This window comes from Bradyrhizobium sp. (assembly GCF_027307225.1).
Classification (GTDB): domain Bacteria; phylum Pseudomonadota; class Alphaproteobacteria; order Rhizobiales; family Xanthobacteraceae; genus Bradyrhizobium.
Window position 1 is genome coordinate 1 of record NZ_DAHUXJ010000009.1, and the last position, 26,186, is coordinate 26,186.

Annotated in this window: 27 protein-coding genes and 1 tRNA gene; 17 read left to right on the plus strand and 11 right to left on the minus strand. The window is 62.7% G+C overall.

All coding sequences use genetic code 11. The features are described from left to right. Positions 1–201: 201 nt before the first annotated feature. Positions 202–1,233 carry a polysaccharide deacetylase family protein gene (locus M6D32_RS01225; protein ID WP_298252561.1) on the minus strand — a complete coding sequence of 344 codons (1,032 nt, stop codon included), beginning with the start codon at positions 1,231–1,233 and terminating at the stop codon, positions 202–204. Between the two features lie 237 nt (positions 1,234–1,470). Between M6D32_RS01225 and M6D32_RS01230 the strand changes: the two genes are divergently transcribed. Next, positions 1,471–1,695: a cysteine rich repeat-containing protein gene (locus tag M6D32_RS01230; RefSeq protein ID WP_298252563.1), complete on the plus strand. Its 225-nt coding sequence runs from the start codon at positions 1,471–1,473 to the stop codon at positions 1,693–1,695. Between the two features lie 4 nt (positions 1,696–1,699). Here M6D32_RS01230 and M6D32_RS01235 read toward each other — a convergent pair whose 3' ends face one another. Continuing rightward, a complete protein-coding gene (locus M6D32_RS01235) occupies positions 1,700–3,388 on the minus strand; it encodes an MFS transporter (RefSeq protein ID WP_298252565.1) in 1,689 nt (562 codons plus the stop codon). Between the two features lie 227 nt (positions 3,389–3,615). Here M6D32_RS01235 and M6D32_RS01240 point away from each other — a divergent pair, with 227 nt between their 5' ends. From M6D32_RS01240 to M6D32_RS01260, 5 genes are all read left to right on the plus strand, one after another. Next, a complete protein-coding gene (locus M6D32_RS01240) occupies positions 3,616–5,004 on the plus strand; it encodes a cytochrome P450 (RefSeq protein WP_298252567.1) in 1,389 nt (462 codons plus the stop codon). Positions 5,005–5,044: 40 nt separating this feature from the next. Then, on the plus strand, positions 5,045–6,454 hold the full coding sequence (locus M6D32_RS01245; RefSeq protein ID WP_298252569.1) for an adenylate/guanylate cyclase domain-containing protein: 1,410 nt from the start codon (positions 5,045–5,047) through the stop codon (positions 6,452–6,454). Between the two features lie 103 nt (positions 6,455–6,557). Next, positions 6,558–7,034 (plus strand): TerB family tellurite resistance protein, encoded by a 477-nt coding sequence (locus M6D32_RS01250; RefSeq protein WP_298252571.1) that lies wholly within the window; start codon positions 6,558–6,560, stop codon positions 7,032–7,034. A 218-nt stretch (positions 7,035–7,252) separates the two neighbouring features. Continuing rightward, positions 7,253–8,032, plus strand: coding sequence for an SDR family oxidoreductase (locus M6D32_RS01255; RefSeq protein WP_298252718.1), 780 nt, complete (start codon positions 7,253–7,255; stop codon positions 8,030–8,032). A gap of 82 nt (positions 8,033–8,114) precedes the next feature. Then, entirely contained in the window at positions 8,115–8,903 is a 789-nt protein-coding gene (locus tag M6D32_RS01260) for a glutamine amidotransferase (RefSeq protein ID WP_298252573.1), read from the plus strand. Between the two features lie 100 nt (positions 8,904–9,003). On the opposite strand, the gene M6D32_RS01265 is transcribed toward M6D32_RS01260, so the two are convergent. Beyond that, a tRNA-Ala gene (locus M6D32_RS01265) sits at positions 9,004–9,079 on the minus strand. Between the two features lie 189 nt (positions 9,080–9,268). Between M6D32_RS01265 and M6D32_RS01270 the strand changes: the two genes are divergently transcribed. Both M6D32_RS01270 and folD read left to right on the plus strand, forming a co-directional pair. Beyond that, positions 9,269–9,559 carry a YggT family protein gene (locus M6D32_RS01270; RefSeq protein ID WP_298252575.1) on the plus strand — a complete coding sequence of 97 codons (291 nt, stop codon included), beginning with the start codon at positions 9,269–9,271 and terminating at the stop codon, positions 9,557–9,559. Between the two features lie 12 nt (positions 9,560–9,571). After that, positions 9,572–10,456, plus strand: coding sequence for a bifunctional methylenetetrahydrofolate dehydrogenase/methenyltetrahydrofolate cyclohydrolase FolD (gene folD, locus M6D32_RS01275; RefSeq protein ID WP_298252577.1), 885 nt, complete (start codon positions 9,572–9,574; stop codon positions 10,454–10,456). A 132-nt stretch (positions 10,457–10,588) separates the two neighbouring features. Here the strand turns inward: folD and ppa are convergent, their stop codons facing one another. Then, on the minus strand, positions 10,589–11,119 hold the full coding sequence (ppa, locus tag M6D32_RS01280; protein ID WP_298252579.1) for an inorganic diphosphatase: 531 nt from the start codon (positions 11,117–11,119) through the stop codon (positions 10,589–10,591). A gap of 99 nt (positions 11,120–11,218) precedes the next feature. Further along, positions 11,219–11,728 (minus strand): GNAT family N-acetyltransferase, encoded by a 510-nt coding sequence (locus M6D32_RS01285; RefSeq protein WP_298252581.1) that lies wholly within the window; start codon positions 11,726–11,728, stop codon positions 11,219–11,221. A 424-nt stretch (positions 11,729–12,152) separates the two neighbouring features. Between M6D32_RS01285 and M6D32_RS01290 the strand changes: the two genes are divergently transcribed. The 4 genes from M6D32_RS01290 to M6D32_RS01305 are packed head-to-tail and all read left to right on the plus strand — an operon-like array spanning position 12,153 to position 15,263. Continuing rightward, on the plus strand, positions 12,153–13,061 hold the full coding sequence (locus M6D32_RS01290) for an alpha/beta fold hydrolase (RefSeq protein ID WP_298252583.1): 909 nt from the start codon (positions 12,153–12,155) through the stop codon (positions 13,059–13,061). Next, a complete protein-coding gene (locus tag M6D32_RS01295; protein WP_298252585.1) occupies positions 13,058–13,525 on the plus strand; it encodes a DUF2269 domain-containing protein in 468 nt (155 codons plus the stop codon). Before M6D32_RS01290 ends, M6D32_RS01295 begins: the two co-directional genes overlap by 4 nt. 14 nt (positions 13,526–13,539) lie before the next feature. After that, positions 13,540–14,856 (plus strand): SDR family oxidoreductase, encoded by a 1,317-nt coding sequence (locus M6D32_RS01300; protein WP_298252720.1) that lies wholly within the window; start codon positions 13,540–13,542, stop codon positions 14,854–14,856. Beyond that, on the plus strand, positions 14,856–15,263 hold the full coding sequence (locus tag M6D32_RS01305) for a thiol-disulfide oxidoreductase DCC family protein (protein ID WP_298252587.1): 408 nt from the start codon (positions 14,856–14,858) through the stop codon (positions 15,261–15,263). The genes M6D32_RS01300 and M6D32_RS01305 overlap by 1 nt, the downstream gene beginning before the upstream one ends. A gap of 70 nt (positions 15,264–15,333) precedes the next feature. Here M6D32_RS01305 and M6D32_RS01310 read toward each other — a convergent pair whose 3' ends face one another. The 3 genes from M6D32_RS01310 to M6D32_RS01320 all read right to left on the minus strand — a co-directional run bounded on the left by M6D32_RS01310 (position 15,334) and on the right by M6D32_RS01320 (position 19,554). After that, entirely contained in the window at positions 15,334–16,602 is a 1,269-nt protein-coding gene (locus tag M6D32_RS01310) for an NAD(P)/FAD-dependent oxidoreductase (RefSeq protein ID WP_298252589.1), read from the minus strand. 102 nt (positions 16,603–16,704) lie between these two features. Continuing rightward, complete coding sequence (gene typA / locus M6D32_RS01315) at positions 16,705–18,531, minus strand: translational GTPase TypA (RefSeq protein ID WP_298252591.1); 1,827 nt, start codon at positions 18,529–18,531, stop codon at positions 16,705–16,707. Between the two features lie 267 nt (positions 18,532–18,798). Further along, positions 18,799–19,554, minus strand: a complete 756-nt coding sequence (locus M6D32_RS01320) for a helix-turn-helix domain-containing protein (protein WP_298252593.1) — start codon at positions 19,552–19,554, stop codon at positions 18,799–18,801. Positions 19,555–19,769: 215 nt separating this feature from the next. On the opposite strand from M6D32_RS01320, the gene M6D32_RS01325 reads away from it, so the two are divergent. Next, positions 19,770–20,159 carry a response regulator gene (locus M6D32_RS01325; RefSeq protein ID WP_298252723.1) on the plus strand — a complete coding sequence of 130 codons (390 nt, stop codon included), beginning with the start codon at positions 19,770–19,772 and terminating at the stop codon, positions 20,157–20,159. 101 nt (positions 20,160–20,260) lie between these two features. Further along, a complete protein-coding gene (locus M6D32_RS01330; RefSeq protein ID WP_298252595.1) occupies positions 20,261–20,839 on the plus strand; it encodes a TIGR00730 family Rossman fold protein in 579 nt (192 codons plus the stop codon). Positions 20,840–20,904: 65 nt separating this feature from the next. Here M6D32_RS01330 and M6D32_RS01335 read toward each other — a convergent pair whose 3' ends face one another. Beyond that, positions 20,905–21,174 carry a hypothetical protein gene (locus M6D32_RS01335; RefSeq protein WP_298252597.1) on the minus strand — a complete coding sequence of 90 codons (270 nt, stop codon included), beginning with the start codon at positions 21,172–21,174 and terminating at the stop codon, positions 20,905–20,907. Positions 21,175–21,271: 97 nt separating this feature from the next. After that, entirely contained in the window at positions 21,272–22,675 is a 1,404-nt protein-coding gene (locus M6D32_RS01340; protein WP_298252599.1) for a TAXI family TRAP transporter solute-binding subunit, read from the minus strand. Between the two features lie 272 nt (positions 22,676–22,947). Here M6D32_RS01340 and M6D32_RS01345 point away from each other — a divergent pair, with 272 nt between their 5' ends. From M6D32_RS01345 to M6D32_RS01355, 3 genes are all read left to right on the plus strand, one after another. Beyond that, on the plus strand, positions 22,948–23,250 hold the full coding sequence (locus M6D32_RS01345) for a 4a-hydroxytetrahydrobiopterin dehydratase (RefSeq protein WP_298252725.1): 303 nt from the start codon (positions 22,948–22,950) through the stop codon (positions 23,248–23,250). Between the two features lie 93 nt (positions 23,251–23,343). After that, on the plus strand, positions 23,344–23,718 hold the full coding sequence (locus M6D32_RS01350; protein WP_298252601.1) for a YkvA family protein: 375 nt from the start codon (positions 23,344–23,346) through the stop codon (positions 23,716–23,718). A gap of 6 nt (positions 23,719–23,724) precedes the next feature. Further along, positions 23,725–24,918 carry an adenylate/guanylate cyclase domain-containing protein gene (locus M6D32_RS01355; RefSeq protein WP_298252603.1) on the plus strand — a complete coding sequence of 398 codons (1,194 nt, stop codon included), beginning with the start codon at positions 23,725–23,727 and terminating at the stop codon, positions 24,916–24,918. An 83-nt stretch (positions 24,919–25,001) separates the two neighbouring features. On the opposite strand, the gene M6D32_RS01360 is transcribed toward M6D32_RS01355, so the two are convergent. Next, positions 25,002–26,177: a TAXI family TRAP transporter solute-binding subunit gene (locus M6D32_RS01360; protein WP_298252605.1), complete on the minus strand. Its 1,176-nt coding sequence runs from the start codon at positions 26,175–26,177 to the stop codon at positions 25,002–25,004. Positions 26,178–26,186: the final 9 nt, after the last annotated feature.

The window sequence follows — 26,186 nt, forward strand, 5'->3', positions numbered from 1 at the left end:
TTCCGAAGTTCGTATCATATTGCGGCTCCACGTTTACGAACTTCGGAATCAAAGGAGCACTAGCCAATTATATGATTCTAGTGCGGTTTAGAATTTGAAGTTCCTATGACGAGGTTACCGCGAAACTGATAGGAACTTCAAATTCACCGCACTCGTCCTGCCCGGGCACAAGTCGCATCGGGCGTTTCGATCTCTTGCGGCTTACTGGGAAACGGTCTGAATGACGCTGCTCACCGGGCGTACGCTGGTGGAGACGGAAATCTTCATTTCCTTCATCATCTCCTCGTCGTACTCAGGCAAGGTCTGCACCGGCGCCTTGGGCTTCATGAACACGACCTTGTAGCCGCCGGCCTTCAGACGAAGAAGCAATTCGGGCATCGCTTCGGCGGTGTGTTTCTGGAAGTCGTGCATCAGGATGATGCCTTTGCCCTGCTTCTGCAGCTTGGTCATCACGGTGTTGATGACCTGCTCCGGGCTCTTGGCCCGGAAGTCGAAGGAATCGAGGTCGCAGGAAAACATCGCGATGTTGCGCGTGCCGAGATAGGCCACGGCCGCCGCGTTTTGCTGCAATTCCGGAAAGCGGAAGAACGGCGCGGGCGCGGTGCCAAGCGCGAGCTTGACGGCGCTGATGCCCTTTTCGATCTCGTCCTTGACGAGTTGCTCGTTCATCTTCTTCGAATTCAGATTGGCATGCGACCAGGTGTGCGTGCCGACCGTGTGACCGGCCGCCAGGACCTGCCGCAGCAACTCGGGATGATAGCTGGCGTGCTTGCCGATCGAGAAGAACACCGCCTTGGTGCATTGGTCGGCGAGCGCCTTGAGCACCGCCGGCGTGTTGACCGGCCACGGACTGTCATCGAAGGTCAGCACGACCTCCTTGTCAGCCAGAAAATCGAACTGCTTGAATTGCTCGAAGCCGAAGCCGGGTCCGCCCGTGGTGTCGACCTCGACGACGCGGGAAACGCCGAGTGCATCCGGATTGGCGCACGCGGCCTCTCTCGGCTGCGGAGCGGGAGCATGCGGCGCTTCCGGGATGCTGCCGGTCACTTCGACCGGATCGTGGTTGGCGGCGAGCTTGGCGGACGCGGGGGGCGGCGCAGGCGCGGCTTGCGCGGCGGCAACGGCCTTGGCTTTGGCGGCGCTTCTTGCCGGTGCTGTCCAGAACCAGCCACCGGTGGCGATCAACGCGGCCGCCACCACACTCATCAGCATCAGGCCCAACGCGTTACGCATGGTTACTCTTCCGTTAATGCGAAAACGAAAACTTCCGTTTAGCCATTTATGGGAAAGAGTTGTTAACGCTCCCCCAACATCGTGCCATTTCGGCTGTGGCGGCGACAGATCGCGCCGGCTCTGACGTTCGCCGCGTCGCCTCAGGCGAACCATCGATGGATGCGTTGATCCGCGCATTGACTTCGTTGCCCAAGCAGACTTTCATCGCCGCCATTGCAGCGATGAAGGTTTTGATTGATGCTCAGAAGTTTGTTCGTCCTGCTCGGAATTTTTGCGGCGCAGGCCTTCGCGGCCTCACCTGTCCCGGCGCAGCAAGGTCACGATGCCTGCGCGCGTGACGTGACCCGCTTCTGCCGCGCGCGCATCAACGACGGCGACTCGGTGGTGCTGGAGTGTCTGAAGCAGCATCGCGCCCGGCTCAGCCGGGCCTGCGACAAGGTCCTGACCGAGAACGGCCAGTAAACTCCTAAGTACTGCTGCCCGCCGCAGCGGACGCCACCGGCAGCACTTCATTGGCCGCGCGGTCGGGCGTGTCTTCCTTCCAGCGCACCGAGCCGAACGGCCGTTCCAGCATGCGGCGGACGCGCACCGGGCCGGGCCCGAGATGAAAATCCATCGCGCGCTGATGCAGCGCGCGTTCGGACTGCGTGGAGCGGCTGCGCTGACGCAGATAGTCGAACCAGGTCGGGCAATGGTAGCGCTCGGTCCATAGTTCGGGATCGGCAATGTCGCGCGCGATCGACCAGCCGTAAGCGCCGTTGCGTTGCCTCGAGAGCTGGACTTCCTGCATGACGTTGTGGAAGGCGCGAGCGTTGTCCTGCGCCACACGGTATTCGATCTCGACCACGAGCGGCCCGCTACGTCCGGTCAGCGACAACTGCACCTCCGGATCGGCCAGCATTTCGGCATCCTCGTTGCGTGCGCCGACGCGCGGCATTTTCAGCCAGATGCCGAGCAGCGGCGAGAGCACCATCAAGCCTGCCGAAACCAGCAGCGCGGTTTCGACGCCCGCGGCATCCGTGAGCTGCCCCCAGCCCCAGCTTCCGATCGCAATACCACCGGAGATCGAGGCCTGGAAAATCGCCAGCGATCGTCCGGCGACCCAGCGCGGCGCTGAAAGCTGCACTCCGATATTGAACAGGGCGACCGCCAGCATCCAGACCGCGCCGGCCACGACCAGCGCGGCCACCGTCAGCACCGGTTCATGGCTCAGCGCCACCGCGGCAATGGCGCCGCCCATCGATAAAGCGCAGGCGCGCACCGCGGCCTCGCCGCTCAGGCGCTTGCGAACTTCGCCAATATTGAGCGCGCCGATCACCGCGCCCATGCCGAAAGCGCCGAGCATGATGCCATAGGTCTGCGCGCCGCCATGCAGGAGGTCGCGCACCACCAGCGGCATCAGCGCCGATATCGACCCGCCGATCAGGCCGGTCACGAGCGTGCGCGCCAGCACGATCTTGATCGAGGGAGAATTGGCGATGTAGCGCACGCCCGAGACGATCGCCCGGTTGAGACGTTCGCGCGGCAGTCGCGACGGCACGCTCTCGCGGCGCCAGACGAACAACGCCACGACCAGCGGAAGGTAGAGAACGGCATTGGCGGCAAACGCCGCAACGGCGCCTGCGGTGGCGACGACGATGCCGCCGATCGCGGGTCCAAAACTGCGCGCGATGTTGTAGCTGATGCCGTTCAGGGCCACGGCGGAGGGCAGCATGTCGACCGGCACCTGCTCGTTTACCGACGATTGCCAGGCGGGCCCGAACAGCGCCATGCCGCTGCCGACCACAAAGCACAGGGCCAGCAAGCTGTCCGGCGTGACAAGCCCGAACCAGGCCAGCGCCGTCAGCGCGGTCGCGCCCAACAACGCGATCGACAACGAGATCAGCGAGACGACGCGGCGGTCATACATGTCGGCGATCGCGCCGGCCGGCATTGCGATCAGCATCACTGGAAGCATCAGCGCGGTCTGCACCAGCGCGATCTTGTCGGCGGAGGATGTCATCTGGGTCATCGCCCAGGCCGCGCCAACCGCCTGAATCAGGAGGCCGAGGTTGGACAGCAGGCTCGCCGACCAGATCCGGCGGAACGCAATATGGCGCAGCGGCGCTGCAATACCGTCGGTGGCCAATATCGGGCGCTTCGGCTGTTCCGTCATGGTTTCTTCCATTGCGGGCGACTTTCCTCCGGAATCGAGCATACCCGTTGAGGTCCGGCACGCACCCGATTCGTCATCGCAAAATACCCAAGATCGTTCCGCTGTCACAATCCGCCGATCACCGGGGTCCCAGAGGGGCGCCTTCATGGCGTCGGGATTTTGAAGCTGATATGCTCGCAAGCGGCGAGACGAGATCTTGCCCCATCCAAAGCCGAAGGACGATATCCGTGAGCATAGCCGAAACCTGGGATATCCGTAGCCCGCGCCGGCGACTGGTTCCTCCGAGCCCGCCGCGGGCCCCGGAGAGCATGACGGCGCTGCAGCGGATGGCGAAGATGCGCGAAAGCGCCATCGGAACCTGGGGCCAGCGCGCCTATGAGGAAGATGTCCTTCGCGGCCGCTTCCTGTTCAATTCCAGTTTCATCCTCAACACGCCGGATGCGATCCGCCATGTGCTGGTCGACAATTACGAGAATTATTCCCGCACGCCGACCGGTTTCCGCGTGCTGCGTCCGATGCTGGGGGAGGGCCTGCTGATCGCGGAAGGACGGCCCTGGAAGCACCAGCGGCGCACGCTGGCCCCGGCCTTCACGCCGCGTGCGGTCGCAACCCTCATTCCGCATATGGTCGCGGTGACCGATGAAACCGTCGCCAATCTGCGCCGCGTCAGCAACGAGCCGGTCGATTTGCGCGAGAAGATGCAGCGAATGACGCTCGAGATTGCCGGCCGGACGATGTTCTCGTTCGGCATGGAACGTCACGGCGCGACATTGCGCGACTTCGTGATGGAGTATGGCGACACCCTGGCGCGGCCCCATTTCCTCGATCTGGTGTTGCCGCGGGATTGGCCAAGCCCGCGTGATTTTGCGCGGGCGCGTTTCCGCAAGCGCTGGACCCGCTTCGTCGGCATGCTGATGGCGGAGCGCCGCGCCGCCGGAAAGGCGGAAGGCGCGCCGGCCCGCGATCTGTTCGACCTGATGGGTGCCGCGCGCGATCCGGAAACCGGCGATGCGTTCAGCGAGACGCAGCTCGGCGACGAGGTTGCGACCATGATTCTCGCCGGTCACGAGACCACCGCCACGGCGCTGTTCTGGTCGCTGTATTTGCTGGCGCTCGACCCGGTCGTGCAGGAACAGGTGGCAAGCGAGGCGCGGCAGCTCTCGGGCAATGGCGAGGCTGACCTCGAGCGGTTGAAGTTCACCCGCGCCGTGATCGATGAGACCATGCGGCTTTATCCACCCGCCTTTCTGATCGCGCGGTCCGCGCTTGGCGCGGATGAAGTTGCCGGCCTGCCGATCGCGAAGCGTGACGTGATCCTGATTTCGCCATGGCTGTTGCACCGTCACGAAAAACTGTGGCGCGATCCGAATGCGTTCGTGCCCGAACGCTTCCTGGCGCCGGAACCGCCGCCCGACCGCTTTGCCTATCTGCCGTTTGGCGTCGGTCCGCGTGTCTGCATTGGCGCGCATTTTGCGCTGGTCGAGGCGACGCTGGCGCTGGCGCGGATCATCGCGGCGTTCCACGTTACGCTCGTGGACAGGGAGCCGATCATGCCGACGGGTGTGGTGACGACCCAGCCGGATCGCTCGCCGATGTTCCAGATCTCGCCGCGCTGACTCGGCTCACTTGCGCGCAATCTAAGATGGGTCCGAAATCATGAGTGAATTGAAGGCGCAGTTTTCCATGTTGAAGCAAAACGCCGATCCGGCGGTTGCCGATGCGATCGCACACCTCGTCCAGAATGGCGAAGATCACAAACTCAACCGCGTCAATGTTCTGGAATTTGCCAAGACCAACGGCCTTGACGAGGAGCAGGCGATCTCGGGATTCCTGCACGCCTCGCGGCTCGGCCTGTTCGACCTGACCTGGAACGTGCTTTGTCCGGGATGCAGCGGCGTGCTCGATGCGCACGACACGCTGAAATCGCTGCGCAGCGAGGACTATCACTGCGGATTATGCGCCTGCGGCTACGAAGCTTCCGTCGACGAGCAAGTGGAAGTCGCCTTCACGGTGAGCCCCAAGGTCAAGCGCATCGCCGCCCATGATCCGAACACGCTGCCATTGTGGGAATATTACAAGCAGGTGTTCTGGAGTTCGGGCATCGACCTCAACGAGGAGTCGTTCGCCACGCTGACCGACGTGGGGACGCTCGATTCGCTGGAACTGCCCGCCGGCGAGCGCGCCGTTTTGTCGTTGCAATTGCCGCCGCAATTCATCATCGCGTTTGAACCGGTGACGCACTCGGCGCATTTCATCGACGTACAGGGCGAGCCGACCAGGGAACGCCAGCAGCTTTCGCTGGTTTACGACAAGTCGCACCCGCCGACCGGCTCGATCACGCTCCGTCCGGGCCCCCTGCGGCTTTCGCTCGACAACCAGGCCGGGGTGCGGACGCTGCCGACGGTTTTCATCGCGGCCGAAGAGCTGCATCAGTTGCTCGGCAAGCGCCGGCCGTTTCTCACCGCCAAGCGGATGCTGTCCAATCAGACCTTCCGCGACGTATTCAAGGCCGACAATCTCCACATCGATCAGCGGTTGAAGATCACCTCGCTCACCTTCCTGTTCACTGACCTGAAGGGTTCGACCGCGCTATACGAGCGTGTCGGCGATCTCGCCGCTTTCGACCTGGTGCGCGCGCATTTCCGGGCGCTGCTCGAGATCATTGCCTCGGAAAAAGGCGCCGTGGTGAAAACCATCGGCGACGCCGTGATGGCGACCTTCGTCAAGCCGGAGCATGCGATCACCGCGGGGCTCAAGATGCGCGCGGCGATGGATGGGCTGAATGCCGAGCGCGGTACCGACGATCTAGTGGTCAAGATCGGCATTCACGAAGGCCCTTGCCTGGCAGTCATGCTCAACGAGCGGCAGGACTATTTCGGCCAGACCGTGAATATCGCGGCGCGGGTTCAGGGGCTCGCAACCTCAAAGGCGATTCATGCGACCGGCGGCGTGGTCGAGGTGCCCGCGGTTTCGGCCATTTTGCGGGAGCGGGCGATCAAGCCGATCCAGAAGGAGGCCGCGTTGCGCGGCATCGCCGACAAGGTCCTGGTCTACGAAATTCCGTAGGCAACATTGCCGAAAGGTAATCCGTTCGGGGAACACGCGCCGATTGCGTGAGTTCGTGTTCCACGCCATATAGATCTGAAGCGAAGCTATCTAGAGACCTCTGATGCTCGACGGACTGCGCCAATTTATCACTGAGGTTATTTCTCCCGCACATGAGCCACGTGACCTCGACGACAACGGCTACCGGCTGGCCGCGACCGCGCTGCTCATCCACGTCATTTCGCTCGACGGCGAACCGTCGGATGCGGAAAGGCGCAAGCTCCACAGCCTGATCGAAAGCAGTTTCGGCCTCGATCACGGCACCGCCGACAAGCTGATCGCCTCCGCAACGCTGGTCGAGGGCGAAGCGGTCGATCTCTATCATTTCACCAGCGTCATCATGCGTTCGGTCGACGATGCCGGACGCCTGCGGATCGTCGAGATGATGTGGGAGCTGGTATACGCCGACGGTCAGGTCAGCGAATTCGAGGATAATGTGGTTTGGCGTGCGGCCGATTTGCTCGGCGTGTCCCAGCGCGACCGGATCGACCTCAAGCACCGTGTCGCCGCCAGGCAGTCCTCCGCCGTGTCAGGCGGTTAGAAGTCCACGGTCCAAATGTCACCATCATCCCGGCCTCTTGCGCGCCAGGTCCATAAAAATTCCTTGATGTAGCCCGCCCGCATTTCTGCGTGTTTCTGGCGGTGCTGATTTCTGCCCGATCGTACCTTGCAGAAGGCTCGAAACGCTTGCAGGCGGGCGATATCCCGCATAAGCAAAATCCCCGATTGGGCGGTACTTACTGGGTGGCAAGGAAAATCGTGACTGAGCGGGTGACGCTGATTACGGGTGCCTCGGCGGGGATTGGCGCCGATCTGGTGCGCGTCTTTGCTTCCAACGGCCATCGCGTGGCGATGGTGGCACGCCGGGCGGACCGCCTGCAGGCGCTGGCTACGGAAATCGCGGCCAAGCGGTTTCCCACGCCGATCGCGATCGCTTGCGATCTCGAACAACCCGACGCCGGCGACAAGATCGCTGCCGCGCTGACCAATGCGAACGCCGAATGCGAATTCGTCGTCAACAATGCGGGCTTCGGTTTGTTCGGCGGTGCCATCGAGCTCGACCGCAAGGAGCAGCTCGGGATGATCGCGGTGAATATTCGTGCGCTCACCGATCTGTCGCTGCGCTTTGCCGATCAGCTGATCCGAAACCGCGGCGGAATCCTCAACGTCGCGTCGATCGCGGGCTTCCTCCCGGGGCCGGGCATGGCGGTCTATTACGCCTCCAAAGCCTATGTGCTGTCGTTCACCGAGGCCTTGCGCGCCGAGCTGGGTCCGAAGGGCGTCCGCGTCACCGCGCTCTGTCCAGGTCCGGTGCCGTCTGAATTTCAGACGCGGGCAGGCTTTGAACCCGGACTCGATTCCGCGGTGCTCAACGTTTCCTCGGCAGAGGTCGCTGCGCAAGCGTATCGCGGGTTGATGGCCAACAAGCGCGCGGTGCTGCCGGGCCTTGGCATCAAGATCGTGCCGTTCATGCTGCGGTTCTTCCCGCGCGGATTCATCCTGGCGGCGGTGGCCCGCTTTCAGACCCGCCCGCGCTAGGAAGCGCGCACCACGCCCGCAACTCACCCGAAATTAACGATTTGTTGGTTAAGCTCGCGGAGGCTAGCGAGAAGAAAGGTCGATGTCGCCCTCCGCCAAAATCGGTCTTGTGCGTGATGCCGCATCCGCGATGGCGCGGCCCGCGGCGTCTTCGCTTCGTCCCGTCCTGATCGTCCAGCACCAGGAAAACTCGACGCCGGGCCGTATCGGCAACGCGCTGCGGGCGCTCGGCTATCAACTCGACATCCGGCGTCCGCGTTTTGGCGATGCGCTGCCGCAGACGCTGTCGGCACATGCCGGCGCGGTCATTTTCGGCGGGCCGATGAGCGCCAACGATCCCGACGACTATGTTCGCCGCGAGATCGACTGGATCGCGGTGCCGCTGATTGAGCGGCGGCCGTTACTCGGAATTTGCCTTGGCGCGCAAATGCTCGCGATGCATCTCGGTGCCCGCGTCGCGCCGCATCCGCACGGCCGCGTCGAGATGGGTTATTACCCGATCCGGCCCACGTTGGCCGGGCTGAAGGTCTGCGCGAGCTGGCCCGACGAGGTCTATCACTGGCACCGCGAGGGATTCGAACTGCCCGCCGGCGGCGAGCTCCTTGCACAAGGCGGCGATTTTCCCAACCAGGCCATTCGTTTCGGCAATGCCTTCGGTCTGCAATTTCATCCCGACGTGACCTACGCGATGATGTGCCGCTGGACGGTGTGCGGTGCCGATCGGCTGGACATGCCAGGCGCCTATCCGCGCCAGCAGCATTTTGCGGAACGTGGCTGCTACGACGTCGCCGAGCGCGCCTGGCTGAAGCAATTCCTCGATGGCTGGCTCAGCCGGGTGCCCGAAATCGCGATGGCGGAAGCGGCGGAGTAGCGGCGCAACAATCGGCCCGCCGCCGCCCTCCGGGCTACGGCGTGGCAGCCTTCGCTATTAACTGGCTTGCCCAGCCGAAGCGGGCGTAGCCTGCGAAGGTTGGTGGAGCCAGGCGGGATCGAACCGCCGACCTCGTCATTGCGAACGACGCGCTCTCCCAGCTGAGCTATGGCCCCAAATCGCTGCGGCAAAATGCCAAGAAACCGCCAGCAATCGGCGCCATTTACAATCCGCGCGGAGGCCAAGTCAAGAACGGCGAAATCGTTGTTTTTCCGGTGTTTTACCGGGAACTCGCCTTGTTTGCCCCGCACGGACCCGGTATTTAGCGGGGGTTTCGTCCACGATTCCAGCGAGCCAGTCCCGCCATGCGCGCCGTTCTCGACATCATTCTCATCGTCCTGCAGCTCTATGTCTGGCTGCTGATCGCGGCTGCCATTCTGTCCTGGCTCATCGCCTTCAATGTTGTGAACACACGCAACCAGTTCGTGGCGATGGCGGGAGAGTTTCTGTACCGGATCACCGAGCCGCTGCTCGCGCCGATCCGTTCCGTCATGCCCAATCTGGGCGGGCTCGACATCTCGCCGATCATTCTGATCCTGATCATCTACTTCGTCGAGCGGGTGATCGAGTATTACATTTATCCGAACGTCTTCTGATCGCGTGAGCGAATGACGGCGCAGATCATCGACGGAAAACGCATCGCCTCAGAGCTTCGCGCGCGGGTGGCGAGCGAGGTCGCCCGGGTCAGGAGCGATCACGAACTGACGCCGGGGCTCGCGGTGGTTCTGGTCGGTCACGATCCCGCCAGCCAGGTCTATGTCCGCTCCAAACACAAGCAAACGCAGGAGGCCGGCATGGCCTCCTTCGAACATGTCTTGCCGGAGAACGTCGCGCAGGCCGATCTGCTGGCGCTGATCGCGCGGCTCAACCGCGATCCGCTGGTGCATGGCATCCTGGTGCAACTGCCACTGCCGAAGGCGCTGAACACCGAAGCCGTCGTCAATGCGATCGATCCGGCCAAGGACGTCGATGGCCTGCATCCGAATAATGCCGGCCGGCTCGCTGGCGGATTTTCTGCGCTGTCGCCCTGCACGCCGCTCGGCTGCATCATCTTGAGCAAGAGCGTGCATGCCTCACTCGAAGGCATGAATGCGATCGTGATCGGCCGCTCCAACCTTGTCGGCCGGCCGCTGGTGCAGTTGTTGCTCAACGAAAACGCTACGGTGACGATCGCGCATTCGCGTTCGCGCGACCTGAAGCACTTATGCGCCCGCGCCGATCTGGTCTATGCCGCCGTCGGCAGGCCGGAAATGGTGCGCGCCGACTGGATCAAGCCGGGTGCGACCGTGATCGACGTCGGCATCAACCGCCTCTCGGACGTCAACGGCAAGACGCGCCTCGTCGGCGACGTCGCCTTTGCGGAAGTCTCGGAAGTCGCGGGCGCCATCACGCCGGTGCCGGGCGGTGTTGGCCAGATGACGGTGGCGTGCCTGCTGGTCAACACGCTGCGTGCAGCCTGCGCGATTGCGGGCCTGCCGAAGCCGGGGGTGTGAGGGCGGTAGTTATTACGCCGTCATTCCGGGGCACGAGCGAAGCGAGTGAGCTACGATGTGCACTTGCACATCGGAGAATCTCGAGATTCCGGGTCTGGTCCTTCGGACCATCCCGGAATGACGACTATGTCGTTACTTCCCCTTCGCCCGCGCGATGCCCTCTGCGATCAGTTGATGGGCATCGTCAGCGCCGCCCCAGCGCAGCACCTTCACCCATTTGCCGGGCTCGAGATCCTTGTAGTGCTCGAAGAAATGCCGGATCTGCTGCAACGTGATGTCGGGCAGGTCGCTATAGGTCCTGATCTTGTCGTAACGCTGCGTCAGCTTCGATGACGGCACCGCGATAATCTTCTCGTCGCCGCCGGCCTCATCCTCCATCAGCAGCACGCCGACCGGCCGCACGCTCATCACGGCACCCGGCACGATGGCGCGTGTGTTGGCGACCAGCACGTCGCAGGGATCGCCATCATTGGACAGCGTGTGCGGAATGAACCCGTAATTGCCGGGATAGCGCATCGCCGTATACAGGAAACGATCGACCACCAGGGTGCCGGCTTCCTTGTCGAGTTCGTATTTGATCGGCTCGCCGCCGGCCGGCACTTCAATGATGACGTTGACCTCGCGGGGAGGATCGACGCCGATCGAGATCGCTTCAACGCGCATGGATGGCTCCGGGAGTTGGAATGCCTTAGGTTAGCGGAAGCGACGCCGTTCTTCGAACGGCTATGCCCGGCAACGACGGCAGATGATCGCAGTCGGAAATCAGTTGGTCCAGGCGAAGGCGACCTTGTCGAGCGACTTCGGGCCGAACTTTTCGGAGGAGCGAGCCACCATGCGGCCGCCGAGCGCGCGATAGAACTCGGTCGCCGGCTCATTGTCGGAAAGCGCCCAGATCACCATGCTCTTCAGGCCGCTCTGCATCAGGTCGCGCCGTGCGGCCGAGAACAGGCGGCGGCCGAAGCCGAGGCCCTGGAATTCAGGGCGAAGATAGAGCTCGTAAATCTCGCCTTCGAAGTGCAGGCTGCGGGCGCGGTTGCGGCCGTAATTGGCATAGCCGGCAACCTTGTCGCCAAACACCAGCACGCTGACGCGGCTGCCCTTGCGAATCGCCGAATCCCACCATTGCGGACCGCGGCGGTTGATCAGTTTCTCAAGCTCGGAGCCGGGAATGATGCCCTGATAGGCCGCACGCCACGCCTCGTCATGGGTGGATGCCACCGCTGCCGCATCAGCAGCTTTGGCCGGCCGGACTTCGATCAGGGTTGTGCTCATGACCTGATCAAAGCAAGTCAGCGGCCCGGCTTCAAGGTCTATCGTTAATTATCGGTTAACCTGTGGACTTTCTGCATCAGTCCGCGGCGGTCTGTCCCGAAAAGCGGACAGAGACGAGGCATTTTGATGCCGGATATGGCGGAATGGACGGGTCGGTTAGTGCCGCCCATTTGGCGTTTCTGTACCGCAAGCGGCAAATTCGTTCAGGAACGTCAAATGGAAAGCGGCACTAGCATCAAAATTTTGCTAGTACCCATGACTTTCCGAAGTTCGTAAATGATGCGTGCTGAGGCGGTGTACGAACTTCGGAAAGTGGGCACTAGCGGTTCTTAACTTCTGACATCACGAGATGAGGCGCAGGATTTGATTCGCCGTGAGCGACCTTGCGGATACCTCGTCTTGCAGCGCGGCGATGAGGTGATGAATGCCTTTGCTTAGGGCCGTTTTCGTGCCGTTTCTGCTTGCCGTGCTGTGGTCGCAAACCGCGGCCGCGCAAGTCACCTTTGGCCCGCAAGGCACGGAAGGGGAGCCCGATCGCGAGCAGGCCTGGCTGGTGCCGTCAGGCGATCCAAACGTCGCTTCGCACGCCGTCCTGTTTCGCCCCACAGGTCAAGGCCCCTTTCGGCTGGCGGTCATTGCGCATGCGTCGACCCAGAACACGGTGCTCCGCGTGATGATGCCGCAGCCGAAATACCGGCCGCTGGCCGAGCTATTGGTCGCGCGCGGTTTTGCCGTGCTGGTGCCGGAACGTCCGGGCCACGGCGCCACCGGGGGCAGCTATCTGGAAGACCAGGGCGGCTGTGACGGCGCGGACTACGTCCATGCCGGCCGGGCCACCGCGGACGAAATCGCCGCCGCCGCGACCTACCTGCGCCAGCAGCCCTTCATTCGGCGTGACGGCACGGTAATCATCGGGCATTCCGCGGGCGGATGGGGCGCGCTCGCGCTTGCCAATTCCGATCCGGCCGAGATCGCGGCGATCATCGCCTTCGCCCCCGGTCGCGGCGGCCAGCCCAACGGTATCCCCAACCAGATTTGCGCCCCGCATACGCTGCTTGCGGCAGCCGGCGAATTCGGCCGCGGCGCGCGCATTCCCGTCAGCTGGCTGGTCGCCGCCAACGACAGCTATTTTCCGCCGGATTTTTCACGGAAAATGGCCGACGCGTTTCGATCGAGCGGCGGCAAGGCCGATTTCCGCGTGCTGCCGGCCTATGACGGCGAGGGGCATTGGATCGCCGAGACCGAGAACGGCGTGAAGCTACTGCCTGCCGAACTCGACCGCGCGCTGAAAGGATCATCGCCGCAGCCTCTCGCGCGGGCGAAGAAGCCGTGACCGTCTATTTCGCCGTCAAATATCTGCACGTCCTCGGCGCGATCGTCATTTTGGGCACGGGCAGCGGGATCGCGTTTTTCATGCTCATCGCGCATCGCAGCCGCGATGCTGCGTTTATCGCGCACACGGCTGCGGTGGTCGTCATCGCCGACATGATCTTCACCCTGAGTGCCGTGATCGTGCAGCCCATCAGCGGCGGACTGCTGATGATGTTGTCTGCGACAAGCTTGGCCGAGAGCTGGCTGATGGTATCGCTGGCGCTATACGCCGTGGCGGGAGCGTTCTGGATTCCTGTGGTCTTCATGCAGATCGAGATGCGCGATCTGGCGCGCCTCGCGGCGGAGAAGGCGCACCCGTTGCCGCCGCGTTACTTTGCGTTGTTTCGCCGCTGGTTGGCGTTCGGCGTTCCCGGCTTCGGCTCGGTCATGATCATTCTCTGGCTGATGATAGCAAAGCCCATTTAAGGCGGCGGACCATGATGCTGCCTCGCAACGTTCTCATCTTCGGCGCTTCAGGACTGATCGGTCGATTTCTAACCGACGACCTGCGTTCGCGGGGTTTTCAGGTGACCGCCGTGGCTCGGAAATTCGTGCCGGCGCAAAAGACGAGCCCGCTCGATCTCGAGCGGCCGATCATGACGATGGATGCAGTTGCGCTTACGCAAATGCTGTGCGAACGGACAATCGACGTCGTGGTCAATTGCCTGGGTGTACTTCAGGATGGCCCCGGCAGCGACACGGCCGCCGTGCACCGCGATTTCGTTCAGCGCCTGCTTTGCGCGATCAAGGCAAGCGGTCGCGCCATTCGCCTGATCCACATCTCGATTCCTGGTGTCGAGAAGGACGATCTCACCGCTTTCAGCATCACCAAGCGCGAGGCCGACGCGATGATTGCCACATCCGGCGTTCGCTACGCGATCCTGCGGCCCGGCTTCGTGATTGCGCCCGCGGCTTTTGGCGGCAGCGCTATGGTCCGTGCGTTCGCCGCCACGCCGTTGGCGCTGCCAACAGCCGAATCTGCAAGAGCGCTCCAGCCCGTTGCGGTGGAGGACATCGCGGCGACCGCGAGTTGGCTTGCGGCGCGCGACGTTGATGAGGCCGCAGCCAATTCTGTGACCTGGGACCTGATGCAGAAGCAGCCAGTCACGTTGGGTGACGTGATCGGGGCATTTCGCCGATCTTTTGGCACGCGCGAGTGGCCGCGGATTCGCGTTCCGGCCTCCTTGCTCACCATCAGCGTGAAACTGGCGGACCTTGTCGGTTGGCTAGGCTGGCAATCGCCGCTGCGCTCGACGGCGATGGCCGAATTGGGCCGCGGCGTGAGCGGCGATCCCTCGGCATGGATGAGCGCAACCGGAATCGTTCCGATCGAATTGAACCTTGCGGTGCCGCGCGGGGCGACTATTCAGGAGAAATGGTTCGCGCGGCTTTATCTGATCAAGGCGATGGTCATTGCAAGCCTTGTCGTGTTCTGGGGCGTTTCCGGCTTCATCGCGCTGTTTGTCTCTTATGATGCCGCAGCCGGTATCTTGAATTCGCACCATTTCCCGTTGTCGCTGATCGCGCCGATCACGGTTCTCACCGGCCTGATGGATATGATGATCGGCGTTTTGATCTCGTTCCGCCGCACCTGCGTCTTCGGATTGGGATGGGGAATTCTGGCCTCACTCGGCTATATGTTAGGCGCGGCGATCCTGACGCCCGATCTCTGGATCGAGCCGCTCGGGGCTCTGGTCAAGACAGGACCCGCAATCGTGCTGATGCTGGTCGCGCTCGCAACCCTGGATAGCCGCTGATGCCGGCGTGGCCTGACGACGATGTGATTCTTTATGACGGCGTCTGCGTATTCTGCTCGCGCTGGATTCGTTTCGTCGCGGCGCGCGATGAGGCGAAGCGATTTCGCTTTACCGCGATCCAGTCGAATTACGGCACACGGCTGGCGCGCACTTTCGGCATCGACCCCGATGATCCCGACACCAATGCGGTGATCCACGGTGGCGTGGCCTGGTTCAAATCCGATGCGGCATTGACGGTGCTGTCGAACCTGCCGGGCTATCGATGGACGCGTGTGTTGTTCGCCGTGCCGATGCCGCTTCGTGATGCGGTCTACAATCTCGTCGCTAAAAATCGCTACCGGATTTTCGGAAAGTACGATGCGTGCTTCGTGCCGGATGCTGAGATGCGGGGGAGGGTGATGGAGTGACGGCGAAGGCGTCATCCCGGGGCGCCTCGCCAGAGGCGAAACCGGGATCTCGAGATTCCGGGTCTGGTGCTTACGCACCATCCCGGAATGACAGCGACTGCACCACCTCTTTCACCGCCCTCTCCCCTGAATCATGCGCGCCATGGGCGGTGGAGAAAAAGTTCGGCGAGGTGGCTTCGCCCGCGAAGAACAGGCGGCCATCGACCGGCGCGGCGAGCACGGTGCGCTTGCCCGCATGGCCCGGCAGCGCGTGCGAATAGGAGCCGCGGGCGAAGCGATCATGCGCCCAGCGCGATTCCTTCAGCGGTTTCAGCCTGCGGCGAAAATCGTTGCCGAGAAACGCCACGATCTCGTCGATGGCATGCGCCGCGATCGCGCCGTCGCCCTCATCTTCCAGCGCCTGCGCGAAACGTCCGCCGAAAAAGCCCTCGACGCAGGCTTGCCCGAACGGCCGCAGGTGATACGTGCCCATTTCCGTGCGCATGGTCATGCCGCGCAGATTGCCGTCGGCGGGCATCTCTTCGGCGCCGTCGAGTGCGAGCATCACCTTGTCGGCCAATCCCAGCGGCAGGTGCGCGGCGGCATCGACTTTTTCCGGCAGCGGCGGAACGAAGCGGATCGCTTCTTGCGCGATCAGGTTGGTCGGCACGGTCACGATCACCTTGTCGGCGGGAAGCGTGCCTTGCGAGGTCTCGATGCGCAGGCGTCTGCCGGAATGATCGATCAGCGTGACCTCGCAACCGAACGCAATCGGCAGCGATGCGCCATAGGCTCCCATGAGCGCGCCATAGCCGCGGCGCACCCGCCAATTGATATTGGTATCCTCGTAGGCGTCGAAGTCGAGAACCGACACCTGGTCGAGCTCGCGGCCGTTGATATAGGTCGAGATCGCATCGATCATCGGATTCCAGCGGTTGCCGGGTTTTAGGCAAACATTGGCAGGACGGTCGACGCCGGTCTTGGCCGCCTCCTTGGCCGCTTCTTCCAGCCGATCGAAAAACTCGTCGAGCGCGCGGAGAAACTCGGCGCGGTCTGCCGGCGGAAAAGCGTTGCCGACGGCGATGCGGTCGCGCCATGGCGGCAGCGTCCGGTCAATCTCGAAACCAAGCTGGCCGGCGATTTTGACGAAGGCGTTCCGGTCGGCCGAGTGCAGCCAGCCGCAGCCGAGATCGAAAGTCACGTCGGGCGCGGCCATGATGGTGTGACCGCGGCCACCGGCGCGATCGCGCGCCTCCAGCACGACAAACGAGACGCCGGCGCGCTTCAGCGCATGGCCGGCGCCAAGGCCTGCGGCGCCCGCGCCGATGATGGCGACATTTATGTCCGAAGGGAAAGACATGTGTAAGGCGAATAGTGAGTAGCGAATAGCGAGTAGGCTATCGGAAAGCGAACGGCACGGGAACGCCTCTATTCGCCGCTCCCCATTGGCTATTCGCCTCTCTTACGCCACCGCCTGCCTGGCTTTTTCGGCGCGCTTGCGATCGTTCGGATCGAGGAACTTCTTGCGCAGGCGGATCGACTTCGGGGTGATCTCGACCAGCTCGTCATCCTCGATATAGGCCAGCGCCTTTTCCAGCGTCATCTTGATCGGCGGCGTCAGGCGCACCGCTTCATCCTTGGACGTGGTGCGGATGTTGGTGAGCTGCTTGCCCTTCAGCACGTTGATCTCGAGATCATTGTCGCGGGTATGCTCGCCGACGATCATGCCCTTGTAGACCTTCCAGCCGGGCTCGATCATCATCGGGCCGCGGTCTTCCAGCTTGAACATGGCATAGGCGACCGCCTCGCCCTGATCGTTGGAGATCAACACCCCGTTGCGACGGCCCTGGATGTCGCCCTTGTAGGCGGCGTAACCATGGAACAGGCGGTTCATCACCGCGGTGCCGCGGGTGTCGGTGAGCAGTTCGCCCTGATAGCCGATCAGGCCGCGGGTCGGCGCATAAAACACCAGCCGTTGCCGATGGCCGCCCGAGGGGCGCATCTCGATCAACTCGGCCTTGCGCTCGCTCATCTTCTGCACGACGACGCCGGAATGCTCCTCGTCGACGTCGATCACGACTTCCTCGATCGGCTCCTGCCAATCGCCGTTCGCTTCGTCCTTTTTCAGGACGACGCGAGGGCGCGACACCGAGAGCTCAAAGCCCTCGCGGCGCATGGTCTCGATCAGGATGCCGAGCTGCAGTTCGCCGCGCCCGGCGACTTCCATCGCGTCGCTGTCGTCGGATTCGCGCACGCCGAGCGCGACGTTGCCCTCGGCCTCGCGCAACAGACGGTCGCGGATCATGCGGCCGGTGACCTTGCTGCCTTCGGTGCCGGCGAGCGGCGAATCGTTGACGCGGAACGTCATCGCCAGCGTCGGCGGGTCGATGGGCTGGGCCTGGATCGGCATCTCCACCGCGGGATCGCAGATGGTGTGGGCAACAGTAGCGTTCGGAAGACCCGCGAGCGCCACGATGTCGCCGGCTTCCGCTTCCTCGATCGGCGTGCGCTCGATGCCGCGGAACGCCAGCACCTTGGTGATGCGGCCGGTCTCGATCAGCTTGCCGTTATGGTCCAGCACCTTGACGTTCTGGTTCGGCTTGACCGAGCCCGAAGAGATGCGGCCGGTGATGATGCGGCCGAGATAGGGATTGGCTTCCAGGATGGTGCCGAGCAGGCGGAACGGGCCTTGCTCCACCACCGGCGGCTTGACGTGGTTCAGGATCAGATCGAACAGTGGCTTCATGCCATCGTCGTGCGATGCCTCGAGCGAAGCTGCCATCCAGCCCTGCTTGGCCGAGCCGTAAAGGATCGGGAAATCGAGCTGCTCCTCGCTCGCGTCGAGCGCCGCGAACAGATCGAACACTTCGTTGATGACCTCGACCGGCCGCGCATCGGAGCGGTCGACCTTGTTGATGACGACGATCGGCTTTAAGCCCATCCGCAGCGCCTTCGAGACCACGAATTTGGTCTGCGGCAGCGGACCTTCGGCGGCGTCGACCAGCACCAGCGCGCCATCGACCATGTTGAGAATGCGCTCGACTTCGCCACCGAAATCGGCGTGGCCGGGGGTATCGACGATGTTGATGCGCGTTCCCTTCCATTCCACCGAGGCGGCCTTGGCCAGAATGGTGATGCCGCGCTCGCGCTCCAGATCGTTGGAATCCATGGCGCGCTCGACCTGGCGCTGGTTGTCGCGGTAGACACCGGACTGCTGCAGCAGGCGATCGACCAGCGTGGTCTTGCCGTGGTCGACGTGGGCGATGATGGCGACGTTGCGAAGGTTCATTTTTGTTTCTTCTGCGTCAGACAATAAGGGAGCGCGATCTCACCGGAAAACCGGGACCCGCTTTTTCCGGACCACGCTCAAAACCCTGGATTTGTCAGGCTGCTCAGCCACCCAAAACAGGGTGCTCAGGCATCCAAAAAGGAAGCCCGGCCAAAAGGACCGGGCACACCCTTACTGCGCCGCAATATAGTCAGGAATCACCGAAAAACAATGTGTTATTTGTGAATTGGTTAGCCGATAGGCCCGGAAAACACCGGCTTGTGGCTGTTAGGGGACAACCTCGGTCGGATAGACGCCCCGCAGCACCTCCTCAAAGTGGTTTTTGACGGATTCGTTACATCGGCAGGCCCGCTGCCGCAGGCCCTCGGGGTCGCGCACCACGATGGAGCCGCGCCGGGTCTCCACAAGCCCCTCCAACTTGAAGATCTGGATCACCCGGCTGGCATAGCTGCGGCCGACGCCGAGCAGCGTCGCCAACTGCTCATGGGTCAGGGGCACGATATTGGGACCCTCGGTGCGCTCCAGCGCGGAGATGATCCACTTCGCCGTGCGCTGCTCGATGGAGTGGATCGCATTGCAGGCGGTCGATTGAAACATCTGCGCCAGCAGGCAGTCGGCATAACGCGCGAAGACATTGCGCAGCGATATGGAAGCCGTCTTGGCCAGTTCGAGTTTCCCGATCGGCAGATGCGCGAACACCCCACCGAATTTCACGTTGATGCGGGTGTAGGCCGGCAGATAACCGAGGCTGACGATGCCGCCGACCGCGCCCTCGCGGCCAACCAGAATCGTCTCCACATCCCGGCCGTCTTCGTTGGGAACGAGATAGGACGCAAGGCTCGCCCCGCAGGGAAAATGTACGGTATCGACGTCGTCGCCCGGGTCATAGAGCAGGTCGTCGGACGCCGACTCGCCTTGCGACAGGTAGGGTGCGATCAGCGCAAAGTCGGCATCGTTCAGCCGCCGCAACAGGTTGTTGTTGGGCCGTTCGCCGCTCCGGTCGGGTTTTCCCGGTGAAATCATGGTGACCGCTCGCCTCGTTCGTTCGCCTCGTTTGTTTCCGGCGAGGTCTCACAATACCCGCATGGGTTCCTTAGTTCCGTCCACTAGTGGACAGACAACGGACGGCGGCGTGTGGTGGTTTCATGCAGGGGACAGGAGGCAGCCCCAACGATGCGCCTCCGGCAGGACTGTCCTGCCGAAACTCATAGCCTTTTGGTGGAACCTTCGTGGCCGCGATGATGGACGTGTTGCGTGACAGGCTCCCCGAGGATGTTCTCATCGTCGAGGACGATCCGATCATCGCGCTTGACTTCGAGGACACTATCCTTCGCCTCGGCGTCAAGACGGTCCGCACCGCCGGCAACGTGACGCGCGCGCTTCAGCTTATCGACGAGCGCGCTCCGGATTTCGCGCTGCTGGATATAGGCCTTGTGCGCGAGAACAGTCTCGCAGTCGCCGAGCGGCTGGAGACGCTGGGTATCCCCTTTGCTTTTGTCAGCGGATATGATGGCGAGGCCGCGTTGAGCGGCGCGTTTTCGCAGAGGCCGAGGTTGCCGAAGCCCTGCACGACCGATGCGCTCGAAGCAATGTTGAAACGCGCCGCCGCCGGTCGCGCCGCGCGCTAGCGCTCCTTTGATTCCGAAGTTCGCATCGGAGGGGCCGGTTGATCCGGCGATCGTTCCACTGGATGATGGCGGAGCCAGTCTCAACGCGAAAGGCCAGTATCGTGCCGCGCTCCATCACCAGCGTCGCCGTTTTCTGCGGCTCCAACTTCGGCAACACCGACGCCTATGCCGATGGCGCGCGCCGTCTCGGCCGCGCCTTGGTTGATGCGGGAATTACGCTGGTCTATGGCGGGACGACGAAGGGGCTGATGGGAGTCCTCGCAGATAGCCTGATTGGCGCCGGCGGTACCGCGCACGGCGTGATCACCGAACAACTGCGCCAGCGCGGCCATACGCATCCGGGTCTTCACCACACCGAAATCGTCGCATCCTTGCGAATCCGAAAGCAGCGGATGGTCGAACTCGCTGACGCCTTCATCGCCATGCCCGGCGGCATCGGGACGATGGAAGAGATGATGGAAGTCTGGACCATGAACCAGCTTGCGGAGATCGACAAACCGCTTGGTCTCTTGAACATCTCCGATTTCTACCGTCCGTTTCTCGTCTTCATCGATCACATCGTGGCTTGCGAGTTTCTGCCGCCCGAGCATCGGCATTCGATCTGCGTGGATGCCGATCCGGCCGTGCTGATCGACCAGCTGCGCCACTTCGTTCCGACCAAAGTGGCGAAGTGGCTGTGAGACGAAAAAAACCGGCTGGCGCGCGGCCTGCCGGTTGGTTTCAGTAGAGGATTGATCTTTTTAGCTCAGTCCGATGGACGGATATTCGGATCGATGCCACCCGTTCTCGAATGATCGAAGATCGGCTCCGGGACCCAACTGTCACCATAGAGGAAGGAATCAACCGCCGGCCCCTGATTGTAAGCGCCGCGAAAGGCATGCATTCGGGTGGCGGGTCCTCGGTAGGTGGGGCCATAATAGCCCGGACCATATACGCGTTCGTACTGGGCGTAGGCCGGAGCTGCCAGCGTCATGGCCAACGCCGCCAGCGCCGGGATCACAAGCGTGAATCGCATGGTGCTCTCCTCATTTCAAACATGAGGAAGAAACCGAGCCGGTTTGAGGTCGTTCCGGCTGCGGCAATTGGTGCCACGCACCTTGCCGTGACGAACACTAGGTTCCGGTCACCCGCAGTGCGGAGCTTGCCCGTTGCAGGTTCTGCGCCAGGTTCGTGAGCAGCGCGCGGCGGTCGGCTACCGCGTGATGGAATTGTCCGAGCGCGATGTTGAGCGAGGTCAACACGCCTTCCTCGATGACGCCATGGTCGAAGCTCCGCAGCGTTTCGCGCAGGATCTCGTCGGCTTCCGACTGCATGCGGTCGAGTTCTTCGGTGGAATCGGTGCGTCGTGCCGCCGCGATCATGTCGAGCAGCCGTTCGCGAAGCGACGAGCTGTTGCCGCGTTCATCCTTCTTCAGGTGGCCGGCGAACCATGCACCGACCGAGCCCATCGCCGACATGGCCATAAGGCCCCACCAGATGAAGTCGCTATAGCGGTCGAGGAAGGTCTTTTCCTCACCGTCGACAAAGGCCGCCGCACCCGGATGCACGGGGATGAATGCATCCTTGTCGGTATCCGGTGTCTCGATCTTCGCGGCCAGCGGAAACTCGTTCATTACGGTCTGGCGGATGGCAAACAGCTGTCGCGTAAAGGCGGCCACCGTCGCGTCCGAGAGATCCTTGCGCGCGACGATATGGTGCGAGAAGCTGATCGTCTTGACCTCTTCCTCGGGGCGATCCGGCGAGCCGCCAAAGGCGCCGGCCGGAATCTCGGAGGCTTCATACATCGGATGATTTTGCGCGATCGCTTCGGCCGAATCGATGGCAAGGAACGTCGGCGGCTTGCCGTCGTGTGTTGACGCCGCAATCGCCTCTGACGTGATCTTGCTGTTGACCGGTCCCGCGGCGAGATAGGCGTCCGCCTTGTGGTTGCGGATCGCGTCAACCGACTCGGTGATCGGGAACTGGACGACATCGATCTTGCCGGGCTCGATGCCATATTGCTGCAGGATCACTTTGAGCAGATCGACATTGGCAGGCGTACGGCCGATGACGCCGATGCGGCGCCCGGCCAGCTGCGCAATCCTGGTGATCTTCGCCCCCGCTTTCTTGCCCTTCATGGGGGCTGGCACCCACAGCACGACGACATTCTTGCGCAGCGTCGCCACGGCCTGCGCATTTTTCGGCACGCTCAGGTCGCCGCGAATGATCGCAAGGTCGGCGCGTCCTTCCGCGATCATCTGTGCGCTGGCGGTGGCACCTTCGGTCTGGATCGGCCGCAGGCGAATCCGGCCATGAGATGTCAGGAAGGCCTGGCTCAAGCCCTGAACCACCTTGAGGTCGTCACTGTTGGGCGGGCCAACCGCGATCCGCAGGGCGACCGGCCGCATCGCGTAGTAATAGCTTGCGGCGACGATGCCGATCACGGCAAGAACCCCCGCCAGCACGACCAGCGCAACCCGTCTTGCCGAGGAGCGAGTGGAGGAGCTGGCCGGCCCGGTGCCGAGACCGCTTGTCATCGATCTGGAAAGGTTCGGGTCCAAGGGGATTTGCTCGCTCGGTTCGGCGGGAAGTTTAGCAAACAATAGCGCTTTCTCTTGAGTTACTTCGTCGTGATGGCTACCGGCGCACCCGCTTGGGCAATCCCCTTATGGCCACGGCACCGACGGGTCAGCTGACCTCATGTCTTTGATTTAACAGCGCCTTTTTCAAGGCGCCGGTTGCCGCTTTTCGAGGATCGGAGCCGGCCGATCGGTGTTAGATAGTCAGTGGTCCAATGAAGGAGGCGCCCGTGGCGGAACGATTGTCGGCTGAAGCTCGGAAATCGGCCCTGAAAGGCTTGTCGGGTTGGAAAGAGGTCGCGGGACGCGAAGCGATCGAGCGCACCTTCGTATTCAAGGATTTCAACGAGGCGTTCGGCTTCATGAGCCGCGCCGCACTGGTCGCCGAGAAGAACGACCATCACCCGGAATGGCGCAACGTCTACAAGACCGTCGAGGTGGTCCTCTCTACCCACGATGCGAATGGCGTGACACAAAACGACATCGATCTCGCCAAGGCCATGAACGCGATCGCCGGCCAATTGGGCGCCTGACGCCATTTGCCCACCCGACCTCCCCAAGCGGGGAGCTTGCAAGAGTGGCGCGATATCCCCAGCTAAGCGCGGATATAGCGCGGAGCGCGGGCCATGATTTCGGAACAGACGGCCGGGTTTGAGCCCGCAGACGAACTCACCAAGAATCCCGAGAGCGTTCGCCGGCGCTTCTGGGCCAAGTTCAAGCGCGTCGCAGCCAGCCTGCCGTTCGCCGAAGATCTGCTCAGCGCCTATTACTGTGCGCTTGATCGCCAGACGCCGCGCCATGTTCAGGCCGCGCTGCTAGGCGCCATCGCCTACTTCATCCTGCCGTTCGACTTCATCCCGGACATGCTGCCGGTGCTCGGCTTCACCGACGATGCCGCCGTGCTCGCCACCGCGATCCGCCTGGTGGCGGCCCACATCACGCCGGAGCATCGCGCCGCCGCGAACGCCGCGCTGAAGCGGACTTTTGAGCCGGGGACCTGACTGCTGGTGGCGCCGACCGACCAGGACCAAACCGATCCGGTCATTCACTGGCTGATGACGGGCGCGCGCCAGCGCACCGACCCGAGCGAATTCCTCGACGCCTTTGCGCAGGCCTTGCGGGCGGCCGGCGTCGATGTCGCGCGCATCACCACCGGGGTGCCCATCCTGCATCCGCAGATTTTTTCGTTCAGCGGGCTCTGGCAACTCGGCAAGGGCACGACAGAGCGCCTCTACCGCGCCAATGCGCAGGCGAACGCGATCATGGCCAACAGCCCGATCCGGCTCGCCTATGAAGGCAAGGGGCCCGTTCGCTTCGATCTGATGGCGCCGCCGCAGCCTGGCGAATTCGACATTCTCGGTGAGCTGCGCGGCGAAAATTACACGGATTATGTCGTCCATTCAGTGCCCTTTGCCGACGGCAGCTACAAAGCACTGTCTTTCGCCACCAAATGCGCCGGCGGGTTCGGCGACCGCGAGGTCGCATTGTTTGCGGCCGTGATCCCGGCAGTCGCGTTCAATCTCGAGGTCCAGGCGTGGCGGCGCACCGCGCGCACACTGCTCGATACCTATGTCGGGCGGCAATCCGGACGCCGCGTGCTGGAAGGTCAGATCCAGCGCGGCGCCGGCGAAACCATCCGCGCGGTCATCTGGCTTTGCGATCTGCGCGGGTTCACCAGCCTTTCCGAGACGCTGCCGCGCGATGCCTTGATCGACCTTCTCAACAGCTATTTCGGACCGATGTGCGATGCGGTCGCCGCGCAAGGCGGGGAAGTCCTGAAATTCATCGGCGATGCGATGCTGGCGATCTTCCCGATTTCCCAGGACGCCGCGGCCGCGCAAATCTGTCTGGCGGCGCTAGCGGCGGCCGAATGCGCGCGATCGGCGTTATCAGAGGAAAACGGCCGGCGCCGCAACGAGGGCCTGCCGCAAATCGAATATGGCCTCGCCCTGCATGTCGGTGGCGTCATGTACGGCAATATCGGCAGCGATACCCGCCTCGATTTCACGGTTATCGGTCCTGCGGTCAATCTGACCGCACGCATTGAATCGATGTGCCGGCAATTGAGCCGCTCGCTATTGCTGTCGTCCGATTTCGTCGCGACAGGGGGCATCGCCGCAAAATCGCTCGGGCGTCATCCGCTCAAGGGCGTCGCCGCCGATCAGGAGATCTTTGAGCCTTTCGCAAGGCCGGTCGGGTGAGCCGCTAAAACTGCAAGGGCCTGACGCGATGGTCGCGTCAGGCCCCTGGCCGCTCTCCCTGTTTTTCTTTTTAGATCAGAGCGTCATCGCGATTTCGATGCCGGCGCCTGGGCGCGGGCATTCTGTTCGGCTTCCCAGGTCTTGAACTGCCTGAACAGCGCTTCCTTGTCGGCTTCCGAGGGCATCTTTCCGGCCGCCGAGCTTTGCTTCAGGAAATCGTCAAACTTGCTGCGAGACAGCGGTTCGATCCCGTGCGTGTCGAGCCATTGCTGGGCATACGGCAAGCGTGTCCAGCCGGGCAGCGGTGCTGCGAGTGAAACCTCTTTCCATTTCGGATGGAAGGGCGGATGCTGGAACTGCGGGAATTTGGTGAAAAACGCGTCGACGAAATTGGTGAGCTTGCGGTAGCGGTCGGTGTTGGGCGCCCAGTTATAGGCGGCGAGCAAGGCCGGCACCGCGATGGTGTCCACCGATTCACCCTCGGGGATCAGGTTCGGATAATCCTTCGAGGTGAGGGTGGCCGGCAGGTAGTCGCCCTGCAGCGGCCTTTCGTAATCCACCTTCACGAGATGGAAGCGGCCATCGTTCTGGAAGCTCGAAACCGACTTATAGGGCTTGCCGCCGACGACGATCACGGCATCGACCTCGCCCTTCTTCAGCTTCTCCATCGCGATACGCTGTTCGATGTAGACCCAGTTGGCCTTCACACCGAGCCGCTCCGCCACCGTCAACACGGTAACAAAGGTGCTGCCGTTCGGCAGGTCGACGCTGACCGTCTTGCCTTCAAGGTCCCTCAGGGTCTTGATCGACTTCGGCGCGAGGATCTGCATTTCCTCGTTGTAGAGCTTGGTCACATAGGTGAACTGCTTCTTGATGTCCTTCGCAAAGCCCTTGCGCTCGAGATAATCGAGCGTGTCGGCGCGCACGATGCCGATGTCGACGCCCTGCAGGAACAGGATGTCGGCGACGCTCTGGACGGAGCCGCGCCCGACGATCGGAAGTACGCGTAACTTGTTTCCGTCGTCGAGCACGGAGGCGAGGTCGGCGCCAATTTGCACATAGGTGCCGCCGATCGTGCCGGTGATCAGTGTCACCGTATTGGCATTCAACGCTTGCTTGGTTGAAGCGGAGCCGAATTGAAAGATGGCCTTGAGGCTGTCAGAGACCTTGGCGGGATCAACCCCGCCTTCTTCCGCGCGCGCCGCGAAGCCGAGCGCCAGCATCGTGGCAACGAGTGCCAAACCAATCAAACGTCGCATTTTTTCCTA